The organism is Streptomyces sp. NPDC104226, assembly GCF_055584085.1.
The window spans coordinates 54,540-74,480 of the sequence record NZ_JBVJMS010000017.1 but is presented as its reverse complement, the minus strand read 5'-3'; the positions used below and the strand labels follow the sequence as shown (position 1 = coordinate 74,480).

Below are 19,941 nucleotides of genomic sequence, written 5' to 3'. Positions count from 1 at the left end.
GTGCGCTCCTGCGTGCCGGCTGCGGTGACGGGCTGTGGGTGTGATCCTTTCCAGTGGCGCACAGGTCAAGATCGGGCACCACCCGGAAGGGCCATCAGGGGCGCGCTTGCCCCGTACCGGCCCGGCCAACCCGGCCCACCGCAGCCGTCAGCGCAGCCGCTGGCTGATCACCTTCGACACCCCGTCGCCCTGCATCGAGACCCCGTAGAGCGCGTCGGCGACCTCCATGGTCCGCTTCTGATGCGTGATCACGATCAGCTGGGAGCTCTCCTGCAGCTCCTCCATGATCCGGATCAGCCGCTGCAGGTTGGTGTCGTCGAGCGCGGCCTCGACCTCGTCCATCACGTAGAACGGGCTGGGCCGCGCCTTGAAGATGGAGACCAGCAGGGCCACGGCCGTCAGCGAGCGCTCGCCGCCCGAGAGCAGCGACAGCCGCTTGACCTTCTTGCCCGGCGGCCGGGCCTCGACGTCGACGCCCGTGGTGAGCATGTTGTCCGGATCCGTCAGGATCAGCCGGCCCTCGCCGCCGGGGAACAGCCGCGAGAACACCCCCTCGAACTGACGGGCCGTGTCCCGGTAGGCCTCCGTGAAGACCTGCTCGACCCGCTCGTCGACCTCCTTCACCACCTGAAGGAGATCGGCTCTGGTCTTGCGCAGGTCCTCCAGCTGCTCGCTGAGGAACTTGTGCCGCTCCTCCAGCGCCGCGAACTCCTCCAGCGCCAGCGGATTGACCTTGCCGAGCTGCTGGTAGGCCCGCTCGGCCGCCTTCAGCCGCTTCTCCTGCCGGGCGCGTACGAAGGGCTCCGGCCCGGCGTCCGGATCAGGGGCCTCCCCGTCGGCGGACGGGCTCGGCGGCACCGGCTGGTCGGGCCCGTACTCGTCGACGAGCCCCTGCGCGGCCATGCCGAACTCCTCCAGCGCACGGCTCTCCACCTGCTCGATCCTCAGGCGCTTCTCGGCGCCGAGCACCTCGCCGCGGTGCACGGAGTCCGTGAGCTTGTCGAGCTCGCCCTTCAGACCGCGGCCCAGGCCCCGGGCCTCGTCGAGCTCCCGCTCCCGCAGGCCCTTCGCGTGCTCGGCGGAGGTGCGCTCCTGCACCGCGCGGCCCAGGGACACCTCGATGTGCGCCAGCAGCTGGCGGGCTCCGGCGGCGACGGCCGCCGCCACCCGCGCCTCGTACCGCAGCCGTTCCCGCCGGCGCTCGGCCCTGGCCCGGGCCTCCCGTTCGGCCCTGGCCCCGCGGTCCAGGGAGTCGGCCCGGCCCGCGAGCCCCTTCACCCGTTCCTCATGGGTCCTGAGCTGCAGCCGGGCCTCCATCTCGGTCTGCCGGGCGTTCGCCCCGTCGGCCGCGAGCCGGTCCCGCCGGGAGGTGTCCGGCTCCTCCTCCGCCGGCATCTCCTCGGCGACGGCGAGCCGTTCCGCGCACTCCTCTACGTCGGCCAGCGCCTGCTCCAGCGCATCCTGCGCCCTGGCCGCGGCCGCGGCGGCGCGCTCGGCTTCGCCCAGCGCCCCCTTCGCCTGCCCGGCGAGCCGCCCGAGCTGCTGCGCGGCCCCGGCCCGGGCCCGCTCGGCGGCCCGCCGGAGCTCCCCGAGCTCCTCGACCCGGGCGCCGGCCGCCACCTTGCGGGTGTCCGCGGCCGCCTTCTCCTCCGCCAGCACCAGACACCGGCCGTCCAGCCGGGCCAGCTCCGCCGCGGCCTCGTCGACGGCCGCCTGCACCTCGATCAGGCTGGGCACTCCGGCGGACCCGCCGTGCGCGAGGTGCGCACCGAGCACGTCCCCCTCGGCGGTCACGGCCACCAGCCCGGGCTGCGCGGCGACGAGCGCCTCGGCATCGTCGAGCCCCCCGACCACCACGAAGTCCCGCAACACCCACGCCACGGCCCGCACCACCTCGGCGTCCCCGTGCACGAGCCCGGCCGCGACCACCGCACCCGCAACCTCCTCCAACGCCACGACCGCGCGGCCCGCTCCCGGCCCCGCCGGCGCTTCAGCCACGAGCTCCGGGCCTCCCCCACCCACAGGGTCCGGGGCGAAGCCCTGACTCCCCCCACCCAGCCCCGCCGACGCATGAGGCGCGGGGTCCGGGGCGGAGTCCCGGTTTCGGGAAGGGGCGGGGTGGGGGAAAGTCGCCCCCGGCCCGACCCCAGCGGCCGCCCCGGCCCCGGGTACCTGGCCCAGGCTCTCGGAGCCGATCCGAACTCCCGGGACCTGAGCCGGAGCCGGGACCGGGGCCAGGGCCGAAGCCGAGCCCGGGACCTGAGCCGAAGCCGGTGCCGGTGCCGAGACCGAGACCGGAGCCGGGGCCGGGGCAGAGACCGGGGCCTGGCCCTGGACGGGGACGCCCGGACCGGCCGCCCCACCGCCGGAGGCCACCGCGCCCGGGGTGATCAGGAACGCGGCCCTCCCCGCATCTCCCTCCCGCAGGAACCGGATCGCCCCGGCGGCCGCCGCCGCCGAGGTGACGGCCACCGCGTCCGCCACCGCACCCAGCGCCGCCGCCACCGCGACCTCGTACCCCGGGGTCACGGACAGCCGCTGCGCCGCCGGCCCCAACAGCCCCTCCAGCCGCGCAGCGAGCAGCTCCGCCGTGCCGTCCTTGCGGCGCAGCCCCATCGCCAGCGCGTCCCGTCGCGCCGACACCGCCGCCCGCGACCGCTCCGCCGCCGCCAACGCGTCCCGGGTCTCCCCGAGTCCGGCCTCCGCCGCCGCCAGCTCGGCCCGGGCCGCCTCGTACTCCCCCGACTCCGACCCCGCACCCGAACCCGGTTCCGAACCCGCCGCCTCCGGGGACTCCCCGACCTCCTCCGCCAGCGCCTCGTACTCCTCGCGCGCTTCCTCCGCCCGCGCCATCGCCCCGTCCCGCGCCACGACCAGCCGGTCGATCTCCGCCTGGGCCGCGCCCGCACGGGAGCGGGCCGCACCGAGCCCGCCCCGCAGCCGCGCCAGCGCCTCGCGCCGGTCGGCGATGGCCCGCGCCACGTCCCGTAGCCGCCGTTCCTCGTCGGCCAGCGCACGCTCCAGCTCGGCCCGGTGGGCGACGGTGTCCTCCAGTGCCCGCGCGGCCGCCTCCATCGAGGCCGTCAGCTCCGCCTCCTGCTCGCGGATCCGCGCGGCCTCCCGCTCCATCTCGTCCGGGTCCCGGCCCGTCCGTTCCTCCCCGGCCGGCGCCGAGGCCGAGGTGACCCGGGCATCGGCCAGCGACACCGTCCCGCGCACCCGTTCGGCGAGCTGCGACAGCTCGTACCAGGTCTGCTGCGCCCGCTGGAGCCGTGGCGCGAGTTCCCTTACGGCCTCCTCCAGTTCGGATTCCCGCCGCACCGCCGCCGCGAGCTGCGCCTCGGCGGCCTCCTTGCGTTCCTTCAGGGCCGCCTCGTCCGCGATCTCCGCGTCGAGCGCGCCCTTCAGCGTGACGAGGTCGTCGGCGAGCAGCCGCAGCCGTGCGTCCCGCAGGTCGGCCTGGATCACGGCCGCCCGCCGGGCCACGGCCGCCTGCCGTCCCAGGGGCTTCAGCTGCCGCTGCAGCTCGTTGCCCAGGTCCTGCACGCGCGCGAGATTGGCCTGCATCGCGTCCAGCTTCCGCAGCGCCTTCTCCTTGCGCTTGCGGTGCTTGAGCACCCCGGCCGCTTCCTCGATGAAGGCGCGGCGGCCCATGGGGTCGGCGTGCAGTACGGAATCCAGCTGGCCCTGTCCGACGATGACGTGCATCTCGCGGCCGATGCCGGAGTCGGAGAGCAGCTCCTGGATGTCGAGGAGACGGCAGGTGTCCCCGTTGATCTGGTACTCGCTGCTGCCGCCGCGGAACATGATCCGCGTGATGGTGACCTCGGCGTACTCGATGGGCAGGGCGCCGTCGGAGTTGTCGATGGTGAGCGAGACCTCGGCGCGGCCGAGCGGAGGGCGGCCGGTCGTGCCGGCAAAGATGACGTCTTCCATCTTCCCGCCGCGCAGGGACTTGGCCCCTTGTTCTCCCATGACCCAGGAGAGCGCGTCCACCACATTGGACTTGCCGGAGCCGTTGGGGCCCACGACACAGGTGATGCCCGGCTCGAAGCGCAGGGTGGTCGCGGAGGCAAAGGATTTGAAGCCGCGCAGGGTCAGGGACTTGAGGTGCACGCCGCCGGACTCTACCTTTCACGTTCGGTTTCGCCCATGAAGGTGCAGGGCACATCAGACGTTAAAGGAATGGGCCCCCCACCTGGCGCAACGCCGGCGCGGAAAGAAAGAAGGGACGCCGAAGCGTCCCTTGCAGATCAAGCAGTTCCGTTGTTCGAGCGACGAGGGAGCGCGGATCAGGTGAGCGCAGGCTCCGCCTGGGGTACGTCGAGGTCGATGCCGTCGAGCAACGAGTCTCCGTGCTGTGCGGCGGCCGCGTTCAGAGCGTCGTTTTCGGACTGGATTCGTCCGAGCTCGGACTCGAGGTCCTGGACGCGCTGCTGAAGCCGTCGCATCTCGGCGAGGAGTCGCGGGTCGGAACCGCCGACGTAACCGAGAAGCGCCTTTGCCATGATGGATGGTCCTCCACACTGAGTGACCGACCGAAGCGGTGTGGGTCGTGAGGGAATCGCACCCGCGGATGTCCGGCAGCGACTGTCAGTCACTGCATCGATCTTTGGCTGACACTGTGTACTGCCAGCACTGCCAAACAGCTCAGGTGCGCGGGGCTTCCAGCGTCTCACCAAAAAGTTTGACGGTCAACACGATCACGCCCCGTATCGGCGGGCAGCCCGGGCCCCGCAAGGGGCGTGGAGATCATCCTCGTCTCCGAGCCTTCCACGGATCCCCCGCTTCGGCAACGCGTCGACGACGAATGCGCAGTTCCGACCGCATGCGGACCATCCGGCGATGTGTTCAGTGCATGATCAGTCGATCGCTCACCGGATCGCGAAACCGTCGTAGCCGCCGCGCGGTGTGCCCCAGATCTCCGTCACTCCGTCCACGTTCCCGGGCGTGTCGGCGCCGTGCAGCCATTCCAGGAGCCGGTGGCAATTCTCACGTTGACCTTCGGCCACCACCTGTACTCGCCCGTCGTCCAGGTTGAGTGCGAAGCCGATCAGTCCGCCGATCTCCATGGCGTTCGCCCTGGTGAACCAGCGGAAGCCCACTCCCTGTACACGACCGCGCACCCAGGCGGTCATCCGCACATCTTCGTTCATGCCTGAACGCTAACCGGGCAAACAAATCCGGGTCACCTCGCCCCCTCTCGCCATGGCGTACAGTCGCGCAGCAATGAGCTCACCCATTTGGGTGAGTAAAGGTTGATCTTGAAGTGCTTTGACGTGCTGCGAAGTGCCGTGAAGTGCTGATCCCGAACCCCAGGAAGGTGAGCCGCGATGGGACGCCACCGCCTCCACGCCGCGCCGCGCCCCGGCGGCAAGCGCCGCGCCGCCCTGCGAGGGGGTCTGCTCGGCGCGTCCGTGGCCGTGGTCCTCGGCACGGCGGCCGTCACCACGGGCTTCGTCCCGGTCGGCTCCTCCTTCCCCTACGTAGGGGTCGAGAAGGCGGACTCCGGTACGAAGACCTCGCAGGCCGGGGCCAAGGCCTCGCCGAGCCCCGGGAGCGTACTGGAGCAGCAGGGCGGCCTCGCCAACCTGTCGGGCCGGGCCCCTTCGGGAGCGAGCACCCCGTCCTCCCCCGCCACCCCCTCCGCCCCGCCCTCCCCGTCGGCCAGCCCGTCCCCTTCCCCGTCCCCCTCCACGGAGCCGGCGAAGACCCCGGTGGCGAGCCCGACCCCGACCCCGGTGAAGCCGAAGCCTTCCGCGCCGAAGCCCTCCGCCCCCGCGGCCCCGGCCGCCCCGCCCGCGTCGGCCGGCCACTCCGCCGAGGAGGCCGCCGTACTGACCCTGGTGAACCAGGCGCGCGCCCAGGCGGGCTGCGGTCCGGTCCGGGCGAACCCGCCGCTGGCGGCACTGGCCGGAGCCTTCAGCAAGGACATGGCCGTCCGGGGCTTCTTCGACCACACGGACCCCGACGGCAACACCCCGTGGGACCGCGCCACCAAGGCCGGCATATCGGGGATGGGCGGCGAGAACATCGCGCGCGGCCAGGGCGACGCGGAGGCCGTGATGAAGGCCTGGATGAACAGCCCGGGCCACAAGGCCAACATCCTCAACTGCGAGTTCCGCACCCTGGGCGTCGGCATGTACAACGCCGCCGGCGGCCCCTGGTGGACGCAGGACTTCGGCTTCTAGTGCCACGGCGCTAGAAGCCCGAAACGGGCGGGGGCACGGTCGGGTGCGGCGGATGTCGCCGCGCCCGACCGTGCCCCCGCCCGTTTCTCCGTACCTCACCCGTGCCGGGCGGGCAGTGCCCGGCACCGGGGCCGTACGTCAGCCGGTCAGACGGACGCCAGGGCGGCGCGGCCCGCGAGCAGGACACGGGTCTGCTCGGTGACGCGGCTGCCGAGGTGCTCGGCGGTGGCGATGTCGGCCTTGTGGACGAACTCGGGGCCCTGGTCGCCGTTGGACTGGGCCGCGACGCCGTCGAAGAAGCCGAGGCGGTTGAGGTCGTTCTCGGAACCGGTGCTGGAGTTCCAGCCCGGCTTCAGGCCCAGGTTGACCCAGCTCATGCCGTGCTGCGAGGCCAGCGTCTGGAAGTAGTCGAGGGTGTTGCCCTTGTCACCGGACTTGGAGCCGGAGTTGGTGAAGCCCGCGGCGACCTTGTCCTGCCAGCCGGCGACGAACCAGATCTTCGAGGAGGCCTCGGCGAAGACGTGGAAGGCGCCGGAGGCGGTGCCCATGTAGGTCGGCGAGCCGAAGATGATCGCGTCGGACGCGGTCAGCGTCTCCCACTTCGCCTCGTCGATCTCATCGACCTTGATCATGTGCACGGTCGCACCGGCTTCGATGGCGCCGACCTTGACGGCCTCGGCGATCACTGCGGTGTGGCCGTAGCCGGAGTGGTAGGCGATCGAAACGACGGGGTTGTACGTGATTCCGGACAAGACGGTCTCCCTCGGAAAACACCGTGGGGTACACGGCGTTGTGCGGCTGTGCGGCGTGAAGCAACGACACCGAGGTAACCACTAACTTTTCGAAAGCGCAACCTGGATGGCTGGCGCTGCGCAGTAGTAGGCTGAAACCATGCAGACTCAAGGGTGTGGCGAGACCGAGGGCGACGCCGTGCCCGAACAGGCCTCCGAAGCGTTCGGCGCTTTCGACGTGTTCGCACGTGAGTGCCCTTCCCGCGAGACGCTGGAACACGTCACGGGACGCTGGGGCAGCCTTACGGTCGGCGCCCTCTCCAAGGGGCCGTGCCGGTTCAACGAGCTGCGCCGGCGCGTGGACGGTATCAGCGAGAAGATGCTCTCCCAGACCCTGCACGCGCTGGAGCGCGACGGCATCGTCAACCGGGAGGCGCAGCCGACGAACCCGCCGCGCGTCGACTACGAGCTGACGGCGTTCGGCGTGGCCGTCGCGGAGCGCGTGGACGCGCTCATCGGGCTGCTGGAGGGCAGCATGCCCGCGGTGCTTTCTTCCAGGTCGGCCTACGACGCCACGCGCGAAGGCCGCTGGCAGCGCGGGCAGAAGTAGCTCGACCGGTTCATCCAGGGCCTGCGGCGCATCGGGGTGCCGCAGCGCCGGCAGGGCTCGTCCTCGCGCCCGTAGGCGTCGAGCGAACGATCGAAGTAGCCGGACTCCCCGTTGACGTTGACGTAGAGGCTGTCGAAGCTGGTGCCGCCGACGGCGAGGGCCTCGTTCATGACGTCACGGACGTGGCCGAGGAGTTCCGTGCTCCGGGGGCGCGTGAGGGTGGCCGTGGGGCGCTCGTAGTGCAGCTTGGCACGCCAGAGCGATTCGTCCGCGTAGATGTTCCCGACCCCGCTGATCAGCGACTGGTCGAGCAGCGCCCGCTTCACGGTGGTGCGCTTGGCGCGCAGCGCCAGGTGGTAGGCCGTCTCGTCGAACAGGGGATCCAGGGGGTCCCGCGCGATGTGCGCGATGACGTCGGGCAGCCCGTCCGTGCTGCCGGGCACGCTGGGGTGCAGGGACAGCCCGCCGAAGGTCCGCTGGTCGACGAAGCGCAGCTCCGTCCCGGCCCCGTCCCCGAACCGCACCCGGATGCGCAGGTGCTTCTCGTCGGGCGCCCCCTCGGGCTGCACGAGGAGCTGCCCGCTCATTCCGAGGTGCCCGAGCACGGAGTGCTCCTTGTCCGCCAGCGGCAGCCACAGGTACTTGCCGCGCCGCATCGGGACCCCGATGGTCTCCCCCGTGAGCCGCGCCGCGAAATCGGCGCCGCCGCCCTCGTGCCGGCGTACGGCGCGCGGATGCAGGACCTCCACGGCCACCACGGTCCGCCCGGCCACCCAGCGCTCCAGCCCGCGCCGCACCACTTCGACCTCGGGGAGCTCGGGCACGGTGTTCCTCCGGAGGGTTCGGATCGGGCGGTTCGGATCGGGCTCTCTCCCGCGAGCGTACCGACCTGTCGGCCGGCACCCGGAAACGGGTCCGCCCCGCCACCTGCCGGAGCAGATGACGGGGCGGGGAGTTCCCGGAAGAACGGGTCAGGCGTCCGGCGCCCGGTCGGCGGGGGTCGTCGCCCCGTCGCCCTGGGCCGCGGTCCCGGCCGGAGCCGCGGTCCGCTTGTCCGCCGCGGTGCTGATACCGCGCCATGCGGACTCGGCCGCCTGCTGCTCCGCTTCCTTCTTGCTGCGCCCGACGCCGGTGCCGTAAGAGGTCCCACCGACGCGCGCTGCGGCGGTGAAGGTCTTCTCGTGGTCCGGGCCGGTCTCGGTGACCAGGTATTCGGGCACTCCGAGACCTTCGGCGGCCGTGAGCTCCTGGAGACTGGTCTTCCAGTCCAGGCCGGCACCGAGGTTCGAGGACCTGTCGATGAGCGGGTCGAAGAGCCGGTGAACCAGCTCCGAGGCCGCGTCGAGACCCTGGTCGAGGTAGACCGCGCCGATCACCGCTTCAAGGGTGTCGGCGAGGATGGAGGCCTTGTCCCGGCCACCCGTGCCCTCTTCGCCCCGGCCGAGCCGGATGAAGGAGCCGAGTTCGAGGCCGCGACTGACCTCCGCCAGTGCACGCGAGTTGACTACCGCGGCCCGCAGTTTGGCCAGCTGGCCTTCAGGCAGGTCGGGGTGGGTCGTGTACAGCGTGTCCGTGACCACCAGGCCCAGCACGGAGTCCCCGAGGAACTCCAGGCGTTCGTTGGTGGGCAGACCGCCGTTCTCGTACGCGTACGAGCGGTGGGTCAGCGCACGCACCAGAAGGGCGGACTCGAGTCGATACCCGAGCCGCCCTTCCAGAAGCACGTGGGACGAGGCCGCGTTCTTACTGTCTGCCTGCTTCTCAGCGTTGGACAGCTCAGACATTGCGCCTCTCACCAGCCGCTCAGACCTCGAGGACCTGACGCTTGTTGTAGGTGCCGCAGCTCGGGCACGCGATGTGCTGGAGCTTCGGCTCCTGGCAACGCTCACACGAAACCAGGGTGGGGACCGCAGCCTTCCACTGCGACCGGCGGTGGCGCGTGTTGCTGCGCGACATCTTCCGCTTCGGAACAGCCACGGCTACTTCTCCTGCTTCTCGGCGGCGCCCTGAACTCCGTCGGAGGCAGTGCCGCTCATATTGTCCTTCTCGACGCCCTGATCGGTGACGAGTCCCTGCAGTGCCGCCCAACGGATGTCGACGGCGTCATGGTGGTGGTCCGGGTCTTCGTTCAGGCTGAGCCCGCAATCGGGGCACAGTCCGAGACAGTCCTCCCGGCACACCGGCTGCAGCGGCAGTGCGAGCACCACCACATCGCGCAGCACGGGTTCGAGGTCGAACAAACCGTCCTCGAGAAAGAGCGTGTCCTCGTCGTCCTCGGCGTCGTCGGCCGGTTCCGCCTTGGGGCGGCCCCGGTCGTCGGCGTCAGGGTACGAGAACATCTCCTGGAACTCCGCCTTGAGCTCACGCTCGACGGCCTCCAGACACCTTACGCACTCCCCGGTCGCCCGGCCACGGACGGTGCCTGTGACAAGCACCCCTTCCATGACCGACTCCAGGCGGAGCTTGAGGTTCAGCGGGTTGCCCTGGGGCACTCCGATGACTCCGGCGAGACCGATGTCGGCCGGAGCCGGGATCTCACGGGACAGCCGCAGCATGGCACCAGGACGCCGGCCCAGCTCGTGCGTGTCGAACACGAGGGGGTTGCGGTGGTCGAGGTGGGTGTTCAGGGCCGTTCCCGCTTTCACAAAATCACTGGAGACTGCTGAAAATCAAGGTGTCCGCCACTTAGGGGCAGCATGGATCGCGGTGCATACGCGCGACCGAAGAGCCAGGATACCCGCCGCTTCGCTCTGAGCCCAATCCAGCTCCGCGACGAGCTCAGCGCCCCTGTTCGTACTGGCGCAGCTGGTCCAGGTTGATCATGCTCGTGTCGAAGAAGCTGGTCTCGTCGAGCGCCGCCTGCTGGTCCTGGACCGGCTGCTGCTGCTGCTGGTAGCCGCCGTAGGGGTCGGGCTGCTGCTCGTACGAGACCGCGTACGGGTCGGGCTGCTGCTGGACCTGCTGGTAGCCGTTGTACGCGTCCTGGTAGGCGTACGCGTCCTGCTGGACGGGCTGCCCGGGATAGTGCGCGGCGTAGTCCGCTCCGGTGGAGCCGGTGCCCGCGCCGGAGTAGGCGTCGTACGAGGGCTGCGGCTCCGGCTGGGCCTGTGCGGGGATCAGCGGCGCCTGCGGCTCGGCCAGCCCCGCCAGGAAGTCGGCGTCGCTCGAGGAGCGCGACTGCGGGTGCCCTGCCGCGTCCTGGGCGGCCATGTGCGCGCCGAGGTCGTCGGTGGCCACGCGGCCGAGGAGCTTCTGGCGGCCCCGGCCGACGGCCTCCAGGGTCTTGGAGAGCACCGCTTCGAAGGTCGCCAGCTTGGTGTCCACGTAGTCGTCCGCCTGCCGGCGCTGCGTCTCCGGGTCGTGGCTGCGCTCGGGCGCCTCGGCGTCCGGGTAGCCCTGGTCGTCCAGTCCGGGTCCGCGGCCGAGCAGCTTCTCGCGGCCGCGGTCCACCGAGCCGATGGTCTTGGTGAGGACGACCTCGAAGTTCGCGAGCTTGCTGTCGACGTAGTCGTCGGCCTCGGCCTTGACCTCGTCCGCCTCGCGGCGGGCCTCCGCCAGGATCCGGTCCGCCTCGTCCTGGGAGCGCCGCGCGACCTCGGTGTCGGAGATCAGCGAACCGCGCTGGGCGTGCGCCGACTCGATGATCCGGTCGGCCTCGCGGCGGGCCTCCTCGACCATCTGCTCCCGGCCGCCGATGAGCTCCTGGGCCTGGGCGAGCGAGCCGGGGAGCGCTGCCCGGACCTCTTCGAGCTGGGCGAGCAGCTCGGCGCGGTTGATCACGCACGAGGCCGACATGGGCATGGACCGGGCGCTGCCGACGGCCGCGACGATCTCGTCGAGCTTCTTCTGCACGTCCATGGGTGCTCGCACTCTCTCGGCCCCGGGCGGTTCCCGAGACGGACGGGACGACTGTAAGGCCACCGGCCCGGGAGCCGACACCGGCTGACTCCCGGTCAGCGGGCGCCGGCGGGCGGGGTCAGCGCTCGGCCAGCCGCTCCAGCAGCGCGGCGTGCACGTGTGCGGGCAGCAGGTGGGCGACGTCGCCGCCCCAGGCCGCCACTTCCTTGACCAGGGAGGAGGACAGGAAGCTGTAGGTGGGGTTGGTCGGGACGAAGAGCGTCTCGACGCCCGACAGGCCCATGTTCATCTGGGCCATCTGCAACTCGTAATCGAAGTCGCTGACGGCGCGCAGGCCCTTGACGATGGCCGGGATCTCCCGCTGCTTGCAGAAGTCCACGAGGAGCCCGTGGAAGGACTCGACCACGATGTTTCCGTAGCCGGCGGTCGCCTCGCGGATCAGCTCGATCCGCTCCTCGACGGTGAAGAGTCCCTGCTTGGACTGGTTGATCATCACGGCGACGTGGACCACGTCGTAGAGCCGGGAGGCCCTGCCGATGATGTCGAGGTGTCCGTTGGTGATGGGGTCGAACGACCCCGGACAGACGGCGCGGCGCAACTGCATTCCCTCGTTCCCGGGTGCGGGCTTCATGACTCTTCGCTGACGGAAGCGGCGCGACCGTACCAAAGGGTGCCCTCGCCGTACTTCCTGGAGCGCAGCGGCTCGAAGCCGTCCGGCCACGGGAAGGCCCCGCTGCGGGTCCTGCGCTCCACGGTGACGAGCGCGTCGTCGGTGAGCCAGCCATTGGACCGGAGTGTGAGGAGGATCTCGCACAGGTGGGCGTGCTCCACCTCGTACGGCGGGTCCAGGAAGACCACGTCGTACGGGTCCCCGTGCGCGGCGCCGGCGGCGATCTGTTCGGCCTTGCCGGACCGGAATTCGGCGCCGGGCAGGCCGACCGAGGCGATGTTCTCCTTGATCGCCTTGGCGGCCTTGGCGTCGGGCTCGACCAGCAGCGCGTGGTCCGCGCCGCGGGAGAGCGCCTCCAGGCCGACGGCGCCGGAACCGGCGTAGAGGTCGAGGACGCGGGCGCCCTCGACTCCGTGCAGCGACTCCCAGGTGGAGAAGAGCCCTTCGCGCATCCGGTCCGAGGTCGGGCGGGTGCCGGTGCCGGGCGGTACGACGAGGCGTCGCCCGCCTGCGCTTCCGGCGATCACGCGGGTCATCTGGGGTCCTTCGGTGAGCGGGGCGGAGGATGGTGCAGGCCTCCAACGATAGGTCGTGCCCGTCAGCCCTTCTCCAGGTACTGCTCCCGCTCGGTGTCCAGCAGGGCGTCCAGGGCGGTCCGCAGGCCCGGCAGGTCGGCGAGTTCGGGATCGGCGGCGACCACGCGGGTGGCCTCCTCCCGGGCCTGGGTGATGACCTCCTCGTCCTCGATCACGGCGAGCATCCGCAGCGAGGAGCGGACACCGGACTGGGCCTGGCCGAGCACGTCGCCCTCGCGGCGCTGCTCCAGGTCGATGCGGGAGAGCTCGAAGCCGTCCAGGGTGGCGGCGACGGCCGCGAGCCGGGCGCGGGCGGGGCTGGCTTCGTGCATCTCGCTGACCAGCAGGCACAGTCCGGGGGCGGAGCCGCGGCCGACTCGGCCGCGGAGCTGGTGGAGCTGGGAGACGCCGAAGCGGTCCGCGTCCATGATGACCATGACGGTGGAGTTGGGGACGTTCACGCCGACCTCGATGACGGTGGTGGCGACCAGCACCTTGACCTCGCCCGCGGTGAAGCGGCGCATCACGTCGTCCTTGTCGGCGGGGTCCATGCGCCCGTGCAGCACCTCGACGGACAGTCCGGCGAGGGGCCCCCGGGTGAGCTGCTCGGCGATCTCCAGCACCGCGAGCGGGGGCCGCCTGTCACCGTCGTCCTCGGCCGCCGCCTTCTTCTTGGCGCCCTTGGCCCCCTTGGCGCCCTTGCCGTTCTCGTCCTCCCCGTCGCCGATGCGCGGGCAGACCACGTACGCCTGGTGGCCGTTCTCCACTTCCTCGCGGACCCGCTCCCAGGCCCGGGCCAGGAAGTGCGGCTTGTCCTTGGCGGGGACCACGTGGGTGGCGATCGGGGAGCGGCCGGCTGGGAGCTGGTCCAGTACGGAGGTCTCCAGGTCGCCGAAGACGGTCATGGCGACGGTCCGCGGGATCGGGGTGGCGGTCATGACGAGCAGGTGCGGGGGCTGCTTGCCCTTGGAGCGCAGGGCGTCGCGCTGTTCCACGCCGAAGCGGTGCTGCTCGTCGACGACGACCAGGCCGAGGTCGTGGAACTGCACCTTGTCCTCGATCAGCGCGTGCGTGCCGATCACGAGGCCGGCCTCGCCGGTGACCAGGTCGAGCAGCGCCTGACGGCGGGCGGGCACCCCCATAGAGCCGGTCAGCAGGACCACTTTGGTCCCCTGGTCGGAGCCGCCGAGCATGCCGCCCTCGGCGAGCTCGCCCATCATCTCGGTGATGGACCGGTGGTGCTGCTGCGCGAGCACCTCGGTGGGGGCGAGCATGGCGGCCTGCCCGCCGGAGTCGACGACGGCGAGCATGGCCCGCAGCGCGACCATGGTCTTCCCGCTGCCGACCTCGCCCTGGAGGAGGCGGTGCATGGGGTGGTCGGTGGCGAGGTCGTCGAAGATCTCCTTGGAGACGGTCTGCTGGCCTTCCGTGAGGGTGAAGGGGAGCTTGGCGTCGAAGGATTCGAGGAGGCCGCCGGGCACGGGGCGGCGGGGTACGGCCGGGAGCTGGGAGTCGGCGTGCCGGCGGCGGGCCAGGGCGACCTGGAGGACGAAGGCCTCGTCCCATTTGAGGCGGCCGCGGGCGTCCTCGATGTCGGCCTTGGTGACCGGGCGGTGGATCTTCAGCAGGGCCTCGGTGAGCGGGACCAGTCCGCGGTCCTCGCGCAGGGCCGGCGGGAGCGGGTCGACGACCTCCCGGGCCGCGGGGAGCACCGCGTCCACGCACTTGGCGATCTTCCAGGACTCCAGCTTCGCGCAGGCCGGGTAGATCGGGATGAGCTGGCTCGCGAAGGCGGCGGCCGCGTCCCGGTCGGAGGCGTCCGCGCCGAGGGGCTCGTAGGCGGGGTGGGCGAGCTGGAGCTTGTGGTTGAACATCCCGACCTTGCCCGCGAACATCGCGCGGCTGCCGGGCAGCAGTTCCTTGTGCGGCTTGTGGACGCCGGAGCCGAAGAAGACGAGCTGGAGCCGTCCTCTGCCGTCGGTGATGGTGACTTCGAGGCGCTTTCCGCCGCCCCGGCTGCCCTGGTACGTCAGCAGCCGCGCGTCGGCGACCTGTGCGACCACGGTGACGTGCTCGTCGATCTGGTCGGCGAGTTCGGCCAGCGACGTCAGCTCGCCCCGCTCCGCGTACCGCCGGGGGTAGTGGTGGAGCAGGTCCAGGGCCGTGTGCAGGCCGAGCTGCTCGGCCAGCACCTTCGCGGTGGCGGGGCCGAGGGTCTTCTTGAGGTCTTCGTCGAGCGCGGGCACGTGTTCCATTGCACACCATGGGGCCGACAACCCGGCTATTCCACCCCGATGAGCAGCGGGGCGGACCAGCGGCCGCCCTGGTAGGTGACGGTGTCGACGGCGAGGTGGCCGTGCTGGACGTACGCCTCCAGGCGCTCGGCCAGCGCGTCCGGCACCTCGGGGCCCAGGACGAGGGTGACCAGTTCGCCGCCCGATCCGAGCATGCGGGCCAGGACGGCCTCGGCGGTCTCGGCCAGGCCCGTGCCGATGACGGCCACGTCGCCGTCGATGAGCCCGAGCACGTCGCCGGCCTGGCAGATGCCGGCCGAGGTGAAGGACTGCCTTTCGGCGACGGCGAGTTCGCCGTAGCGGGTGGCTCCGGCGGCCGCCGTCATGGCGACCACGTCCTCGTCGAAGGTGCCCTCCGGGTCGTGGACGGCGAGCGCGGCCAGGCCCTGGACCTCGGAGCGGGTGGGGATCACGGCGACCCGTACGCCTTCGGCGCGCGCCTGCCGGGCGGCGGCTGCCGCGACCGCGCGCAGTTCGGCGCCGTTCGGGAGCAGGACGACCTCGCGGGCGTGCGCCTCGCGGATGGCGTCGGCCAGTTCGGCGACGGCCGGCGGTTCCCCGGGCCGGGCGAGCAGGGTGGTGGCGCCGGCCTCCCCGCAGAGCCCGGCCAGCCCCTCGCCCTGGACCACGGCGACGACCGCGCGCTGGGAGCGCTCGCCGCGGGCCCGGCGGCGTTCGTCGCCGAAGTGCGTGATGCGGATCCGGTACGGCCGCCCGGCGACCACCGCGGCCTCCACGGCCGCGCCGGGGTCGTCGACGTGGACGTGGACGTTCCACAGGCCGTCGCCGCCGACCACGACGAGGGAGTCCCCGAGGGCGTCGAGCCGGGTGCGCAGCCGGTCGACCTCCGTCTCGGGGGCCTCCAGGAGGTAGATCACCTCGTAGGCGGGTCCGCCGTCCTGCTCCTCCTCGGCGCAGGGCTCCGGCGGCCTCGGTACGGGCACGGCCCGGCCGCGCACCGGTTCGGAGGCCGGCTCCCGTCCGGACAGCGCCTGCCACAGGGCCCCGAGTACGGCGACCAGTCCGCAGCCCCCGGCGTCGACCACTCCGGCCCGCCCGAGCGCGGCCAGCTGCTCCGGGGTCTGCGCGAGGGCCGCGCGGGCTCCGTCGTAGGCGGCCCCGGCCACGTCGGCGGCGGTCTCGGTGGCCCGGGCCGCGGTCTCGGCGGCCTGTGCGGCGGCGGTGGCGACGGTGAGCATGGTGCCCTCCACCGGGTGCGCGACCGCCCGGTAGGCCTCTTCGGCCGCCCGGGTCAGCGCCTGCGCGAGCAGCCGCGCGGGGTCGCGTCCGGCGGGTTCGTCGCCGAGTACGTCGGCCACTCCGCGCAGCAGCTGCGCGAGGATCGTCCCGGAGTTGCCCCGGGCGCCTATCAGGGCGCCGTGCGCGAAGGCCCGTACCGCCTCGGGGAGGGAGGGTGCGGCTGTGCCGTCCGTCACTCCGGCGAGGAGGTCCGCGAGCTCGCGGTCGGCCGATTCGGCGGTCAGGTAGAGGTTGGTGCCGGTGTCCGCGTCGGCGACGGGATAGACGTTGATCGCGTCGATGTCCTCGCGGGCCCGGCCCAGTGCGGCCAGGGCCAGCGAGCTCCAGGTGCGTACCGCTTCGGCGTTCAGGGGGTACGGCTGAGGCTGGTGCGCCACCGGGCGTTCCTCCTTGTGCGGGCCAGGGTTCACCGCAGGGTAACGAAGGACTGCCGGGCCGGCGGGACCCCGGGGCGGGGGTGGCCGTGGCCATGGTAGTTTTCTTGGACCGAGGCAGTCGCTGTATGCTGCTCCGGTTGCCCGATGAGAGTCGGGCCATCCCCCCGGCAAGCCACTTCAGATCCCTGATACCGGTGCGCCGGGATTCACTGTAAGTGCATCTGAAGTCTTTGGAGTGACCTGTGGCTGCCAACTGCGACGTTTGCGCCAAGGGGCCGAGCTTCGGCAACAGCATTTCCCACTCGCACCGCCGCACCTCGCGTCGCTGGAACCCGAACATCCAGCGTGTCCGTGCCGTGGTCAATGGGACGCCGAAGCGCCTCAACGCCTGCACCTCGTGCATCAAGGCCGGCAAGGTCTCGCGCTGACGCCCGTCGCAGCGCAGCCCTTTCCGGTTGCTGAGAAGGCCGGTCCACCTGGTGGACCGGCCTCTTGCTTTGCCTGATCGAACGCGATCGGACCTGTAGGGCCTGCTCCCTTCCGTGAACCCACGGGAGGGAGCAGGCCCTACAGGCGTTTCAGCGCCACCGCCACGCGTGGTCCACCGGTCCGATGCCCCCGCCCAGGGCGAACCCGGCGGCGATGGCTCCGGTGACGTACTCCTTGGCCTCGGTGACGGCCTCCGGGACGGTCCGACCCTTGGCCAGGCCCGCGGCGATCGCGCTGGCGAGCGTGCAGCCGGTGCCGTGGGTGTGCCGGTTGTCGTGGCGCGGGGCGCGCAGCCAGCGTTCCTCGGTGCCGTCCGTGAGGAGGTCCACGGCCTCGTCCCCGTGGGCGGCGAGGTGGCCGCCCTTGATCAGCGCCCAGGCGGGCCCGTACGCGAGGACCGCGTCGGCGGCCCGGCGCATGTCGTCCTCGGTCTCCACGACGACTCCGGTGAGCTGGGTCACCTCGTCCAGGTTCGGCGTGGCGACCGTGGCCCGGGGCAGCAGTTCTCCCCGTACGGCGTCCAGCGCGGTGGCGGCGAGGAGCGCGTCCCCGTGCTTGGAGACGCCCACCGGGTCCACGACGGCCGGGGCGGCGGTCGCGGCGAGCAGCTCGGCCACGGTCTCCACGAGGGCGGCGGAGGAGAGCATTCCCGTCTTCACGGCCTGGACGCCGATATCGTCCACCACGGCCCTGTACTGGCCCTTCACGGCCTCGGCGGGCAGTTCCCAGACGCCTTTGACGCCCAGCGAGTTCTGCGCGGTCACAGCGGTCACCACGCTCATCCCGTGGACCCCGAGCGCCAGCATGGTCTTGAGGTCGGCCTGGATGCCGGCGCCGCCGCCGGAGTCGGATCCGGCGACGGTCAGGCACAGCGGCGGGTGCGGGCGCGGTATCCGGGAGCCGCTCACCGCGGGGTGTCCTCGGCAGCCGTGTCCCCGCCGAAGTGGTCCCATCCGCCGGTGGCGGCCCAGGGGGCGCCGTCGACGGTCACCTGGGGCAGCGCGGAGCGGTTCTGGACCTCGCCGATGACCTTCCAGCGGGCCGGGAGCTTCACGTCCGGCGGGAAGGTGGCGACGATCGCGTGGTCCTCTCCCCCGGTGAGGACCCACTGGAGCGGGTCCACGCCGACGGCCTGGCCGATGTCGTGCATCTGCGTCGGGATGTCGACGGCCGCCGAGCGCAGGTCGATCCGTACCTTGCTGGCCTCGGCGATGTGCCCGAGGTCGGCGATCAGGCCGTCGCTGACGTCGGTCATGGCGGTGGCGCCGAGCCCGGCGGCCGCGGGGCCCGCGTGGTACGGCGGCTCGGGGCGCCGGTGGGCCTCGACGAAGGCGCGCGGCGAGCGGAAGCCCCGCGAGAGCACGGCGAAGCCCGCGGCGGACCAGCCGAGCCAGCCGGTCACGGCCACGACGTCGCCGGGCCGGGCGCCGGAGCGCAGCACGGGTTCGTGGTTGCGCAGGTCGCCGAGGGCCGTGATGGCCACGGTGATGACGTCGCCGCGGACCACGTCGCCGCCGACCACGGCCGCGCCGGCGACCTGGCATTCGTCGCGGATGCCGTCCATCAGCTCGGTGGGCCAGGTGGCCGGCAGCTCCGCCGGGACGACGAGGCCGAGAAGCAGCGCGGTGGGCACCGCGCCCATGGCGGCGATGTCCGCGAGGTTCTGCGCGGCGGCCTTGCGGCCGACGTCGTAGGCGGTGGACCAGTCGCGCCGGAAGTGCCTGCCCTCCAGCAGGATGTCCGTGCTCGCCACGACCCGCCGGTCGGGGGCCGACACCACCGCGGCGTCGTCGCCCGGGCCGACCCGGACCGCCGGGGTGGTGGTGAGCCGTGAGGTGAGCTCCCGAATGAGCCCGAACTCCCCCAGCTCGCCCACAGTGCCCTTCATCGCTGTGCCCCTTCTTGCCCAGTCCGCTTGCGGTCGCGAGCCGTCACAGCTCTGGGTACCGTCAACAGATACGTCAACTTCTGCTCTCCGTACGCCCCGCTCAGCGTGGAGCCGGACCCGCGGGTCTCCCCGCGGCACTCGGCAACGCGGTACCGTGGCGTCCCTTCTTCCCCGGGCCCACCCGTCATCCCCGGGCCCACCCGAAGGGTAGGGGAAATGATCCTCGTGGCCGCCCTGGAGGTTCCGTGGTACAGGCGTACATCCTCATCCAGACCGAGGTGGGCAAGGCGTCGTTCGTCGCCGAGTCCATCGCGCAGATCGCGGGGGTGATCCAGGCCGAGGACGTGACGGGCCCGTACGACGTGATCGTGCGCGCCCAGGCCGACACCGTGGACGAGCTCGGCCGCATGGTCGTGGCCAAGGTCCAGCAGGTGGAGGGGATCACCCGCACCCTGACCTGCCCGGTCGTCCATCTGTAGCCCCCGTCTACTCTTGGCCGGTGATGTCACGACACCGCCGGCCCTTCTCTCTGCTCGCCGCACTGACCGCGCTGGCCGCCTCGGCGGCCCTCGTGGGCTGTTCCCCGGGTGATTCCGAGGCACGGGTGAATCCGCCGTCCGCTCCGCCCGCGGATGTCGCGGGTCTCTGTGCGGCGCTGCACAAAGAGCTCCCGGGAACGGTGGCCTCGCTGGCCCGGACCCCGGCGCTGCCGGAGTCGGACCTGACCGCCGCGTGGGGTGGCTCGGCGATCGTACTGCGGTGCGGTATCCCCAGGCCCGCCAAGATGCTGGACGAAAAGGCGGAGGGCGTCGACGTGAACGGTGTCGGCTGGCTCCTGGAAAAGCTGGGCGACGGCGGCTTCCGCTTCACCACCGGGAGTCGGCTGGCGTACACGGAGGTCCGGGTCGACAAGGAGCATGCCACGGATGCGGGGATGCTGGTGGGCCTGTCCGCCGCGATCGCCAAGACCGTTCCCGTGGGCGTCTCCTCGTACTGAC

At 71.9% G+C, this 19,941-nt stretch carries 20 protein-coding genes; 5 read left to right on the top strand and 15 right to left on the bottom strand.

The features are described from left to right. Positions 1-147 precede the first annotated feature (147 nt). From ACZ60J_RS37745 to ACZ60J_RS37735, 3 genes are all read right to left on the bottom strand, one after another. On the bottom strand, positions 148-4,116 hold the full coding sequence (locus ACZ60J_RS37745; protein WP_469688692.1) for an AAA family ATPase: 3,969 nt from the start codon (positions 4,114-4,116) through the stop codon (positions 148-150). Positions 4,117-4,292: 176 nt separating this feature from the next. After that, the gene (locus ACZ60J_RS37740) at positions 4,293-4,508 is read right to left on the bottom strand and encodes a hypothetical protein (protein WP_214947849.1); all 216 of its coding nucleotides are present in this window, start codon (positions 4,506-4,508) and stop codon (positions 4,293-4,295) included. 366 nt (positions 4,509-4,874) lie between these two features. After that, positions 4,875-5,156, bottom strand: a complete 282-nt coding sequence (locus tag ACZ60J_RS37735) for an acylphosphatase (RefSeq protein WP_382980473.1) — start codon at positions 5,154-5,156, stop codon at positions 4,875-4,877. A gap of 177 nt (positions 5,157-5,333) precedes the next feature. Here ACZ60J_RS37735 and ACZ60J_RS37730 point away from each other — a divergent pair, with 177 nt between their 5' ends. After that, the gene (locus ACZ60J_RS37730) at positions 5,334-6,191 is read left to right on the top strand and encodes a CAP domain-containing protein (RefSeq protein ID WP_469688691.1); all 858 of its coding nucleotides are present in this window, start codon (positions 5,334-5,336) and stop codon (positions 6,189-6,191) included. Between the two features lie 146 nt (positions 6,192-6,337). Here ACZ60J_RS37730 and ACZ60J_RS37725 read toward each other — a convergent pair whose 3' ends face one another. Further along, positions 6,338-6,934, bottom strand: coding sequence for a flavodoxin family protein (locus ACZ60J_RS37725; RefSeq protein WP_469688753.1), 597 nt, complete (start codon positions 6,932-6,934; stop codon positions 6,338-6,340). 148 nt (positions 6,935-7,082) lie between these two features. On the opposite strand from ACZ60J_RS37725, the gene ACZ60J_RS37720 reads away from it, so the two are divergent. Continuing rightward, positions 7,083-7,532: a winged helix-turn-helix transcriptional regulator gene (locus ACZ60J_RS37720; RefSeq protein ID WP_469688690.1), complete on the top strand. Its 450-nt coding sequence runs from the start codon at positions 7,083-7,085 to the stop codon at positions 7,530-7,532. On the opposite strand, the gene mutM is transcribed toward ACZ60J_RS37720, so the two are convergent. The 9 genes from mutM to ACZ60J_RS37675 all read right to left on the bottom strand — a co-directional run bounded on the left by mutM (position 7,487) and on the right by ACZ60J_RS37675 (position 16,566). Continuing rightward, entirely contained in the window at positions 7,487-8,356 is an 870-nt protein-coding gene (mutM, locus tag ACZ60J_RS37715; RefSeq protein ID WP_469688689.1) for a bifunctional DNA-formamidopyrimidine glycosylase/DNA-(apurinic or apyrimidinic site) lyase, read from the bottom strand. The two genes, ACZ60J_RS37720 and mutM, sit on opposite strands and share 46 nt — an antisense overlap. Before the next feature lie 147 nt (positions 8,357-8,503). Then, positions 8,504-9,316 carry a ribonuclease III gene (rnc, locus tag ACZ60J_RS37710; RefSeq protein WP_469688688.1) on the bottom strand — a complete coding sequence of 271 codons (813 nt, stop codon included), beginning with the start codon at positions 9,314-9,316 and terminating at the stop codon, positions 8,504-8,506. Between the two features lie 19 nt (positions 9,317-9,335). Then, positions 9,336-9,509, bottom strand: a complete 174-nt coding sequence (rpmF, locus tag ACZ60J_RS37705; RefSeq protein ID WP_003965982.1) for a 50S ribosomal protein L32 — start codon at positions 9,507-9,509, stop codon at positions 9,336-9,338. A gap of 2 nt (positions 9,510-9,511) precedes the next feature. Beyond that, positions 9,512-10,177, bottom strand: a complete 666-nt coding sequence (locus tag ACZ60J_RS37700) for a YceD family protein (protein WP_469688687.1) — start codon at positions 10,175-10,177, stop codon at positions 9,512-9,514. Positions 10,178-10,310: 133 nt separating this feature from the next. Continuing rightward, positions 10,311-11,390, bottom strand: a complete 1,080-nt coding sequence (locus ACZ60J_RS37695; protein ID WP_469688686.1) for a DivIVA domain-containing protein — start codon at positions 11,388-11,390, stop codon at positions 10,311-10,313. 118 nt (positions 11,391-11,508) lie between these two features. Then, a complete protein-coding gene (gene coaD / locus ACZ60J_RS37690; RefSeq protein WP_266960063.1) occupies positions 11,509-11,988 on the bottom strand; it encodes a pantetheine-phosphate adenylyltransferase in 480 nt (159 codons plus the stop codon). 29 nt (positions 11,989-12,017) lie between these two features. After that, the gene (rsmD, locus tag ACZ60J_RS37685) at positions 12,018-12,596 is read right to left on the bottom strand and encodes a 16S rRNA (guanine(966)-N(2))-methyltransferase RsmD (protein WP_469688685.1); all 579 of its coding nucleotides are present in this window, start codon (positions 12,594-12,596) and stop codon (positions 12,018-12,020) included. Positions 12,597-12,658: 62 nt separating this feature from the next. Beyond that, complete coding sequence (recG, locus tag ACZ60J_RS37680; RefSeq protein ID WP_469688684.1) at positions 12,659-14,890, bottom strand: ATP-dependent DNA helicase RecG; 2,232 nt, start codon at positions 14,888-14,890, stop codon at positions 12,659-12,661. Between the two features lie 26 nt (positions 14,891-14,916). Further along, on the bottom strand, positions 14,917-16,566 hold the full coding sequence (locus tag ACZ60J_RS37675) for a DAK2 domain-containing protein (protein ID WP_469688683.1): 1,650 nt from the start codon (positions 16,564-16,566) through the stop codon (positions 14,917-14,919). A gap of 242 nt (positions 16,567-16,808) precedes the next feature. On the opposite strand from ACZ60J_RS37675, the gene rpmB reads away from it, so the two are divergent. After that, a complete protein-coding gene (gene rpmB / locus ACZ60J_RS37670; RefSeq protein WP_073911113.1) occupies positions 16,809-16,994 on the top strand; it encodes a 50S ribosomal protein L28 in 186 nt (61 codons plus the stop codon). A gap of 150 nt (positions 16,995-17,144) precedes the next feature. Here the strand turns inward: rpmB and thiD are convergent, their stop codons facing one another. Together thiD and ACZ60J_RS37660 are read right to left on the bottom strand one after the other, a co-directional pair. After that, positions 17,145-17,963 (bottom strand): bifunctional hydroxymethylpyrimidine kinase/phosphomethylpyrimidine kinase, encoded by an 819-nt coding sequence (thiD, locus tag ACZ60J_RS37665; protein WP_469688682.1) that lies wholly within the window; start codon positions 17,961-17,963, stop codon positions 17,145-17,147. Then, a complete protein-coding gene (locus ACZ60J_RS37660; RefSeq protein ID WP_469688681.1) occupies positions 17,960-18,943 on the bottom strand; it encodes a thiamine-phosphate kinase in 984 nt (327 codons plus the stop codon). The genes thiD and ACZ60J_RS37660 overlap by 4 nt, the downstream gene beginning before the upstream one ends. Positions 18,944-19,188: 245 nt before the next feature. Here ACZ60J_RS37660 and ACZ60J_RS37655 point away from each other — a divergent pair, with 245 nt between their 5' ends. Continuing rightward, entirely contained in the window at positions 19,189-19,422 is a 234-nt protein-coding gene (locus tag ACZ60J_RS37655; protein ID WP_214947835.1) for an Lrp/AsnC ligand binding domain-containing protein, read from the top strand. A 23-nt stretch (positions 19,423-19,445) separates the two neighbouring features. Then, the gene (locus ACZ60J_RS37650) at positions 19,446-19,940 is read left to right on the top strand and encodes a DUF3515 domain-containing protein (RefSeq protein ID WP_469688752.1); all 495 of its coding nucleotides are present in this window, start codon (positions 19,446-19,448) and stop codon (positions 19,938-19,940) included. The last annotated feature ends 1 nt before the right edge of the window (position 19,941 follow it).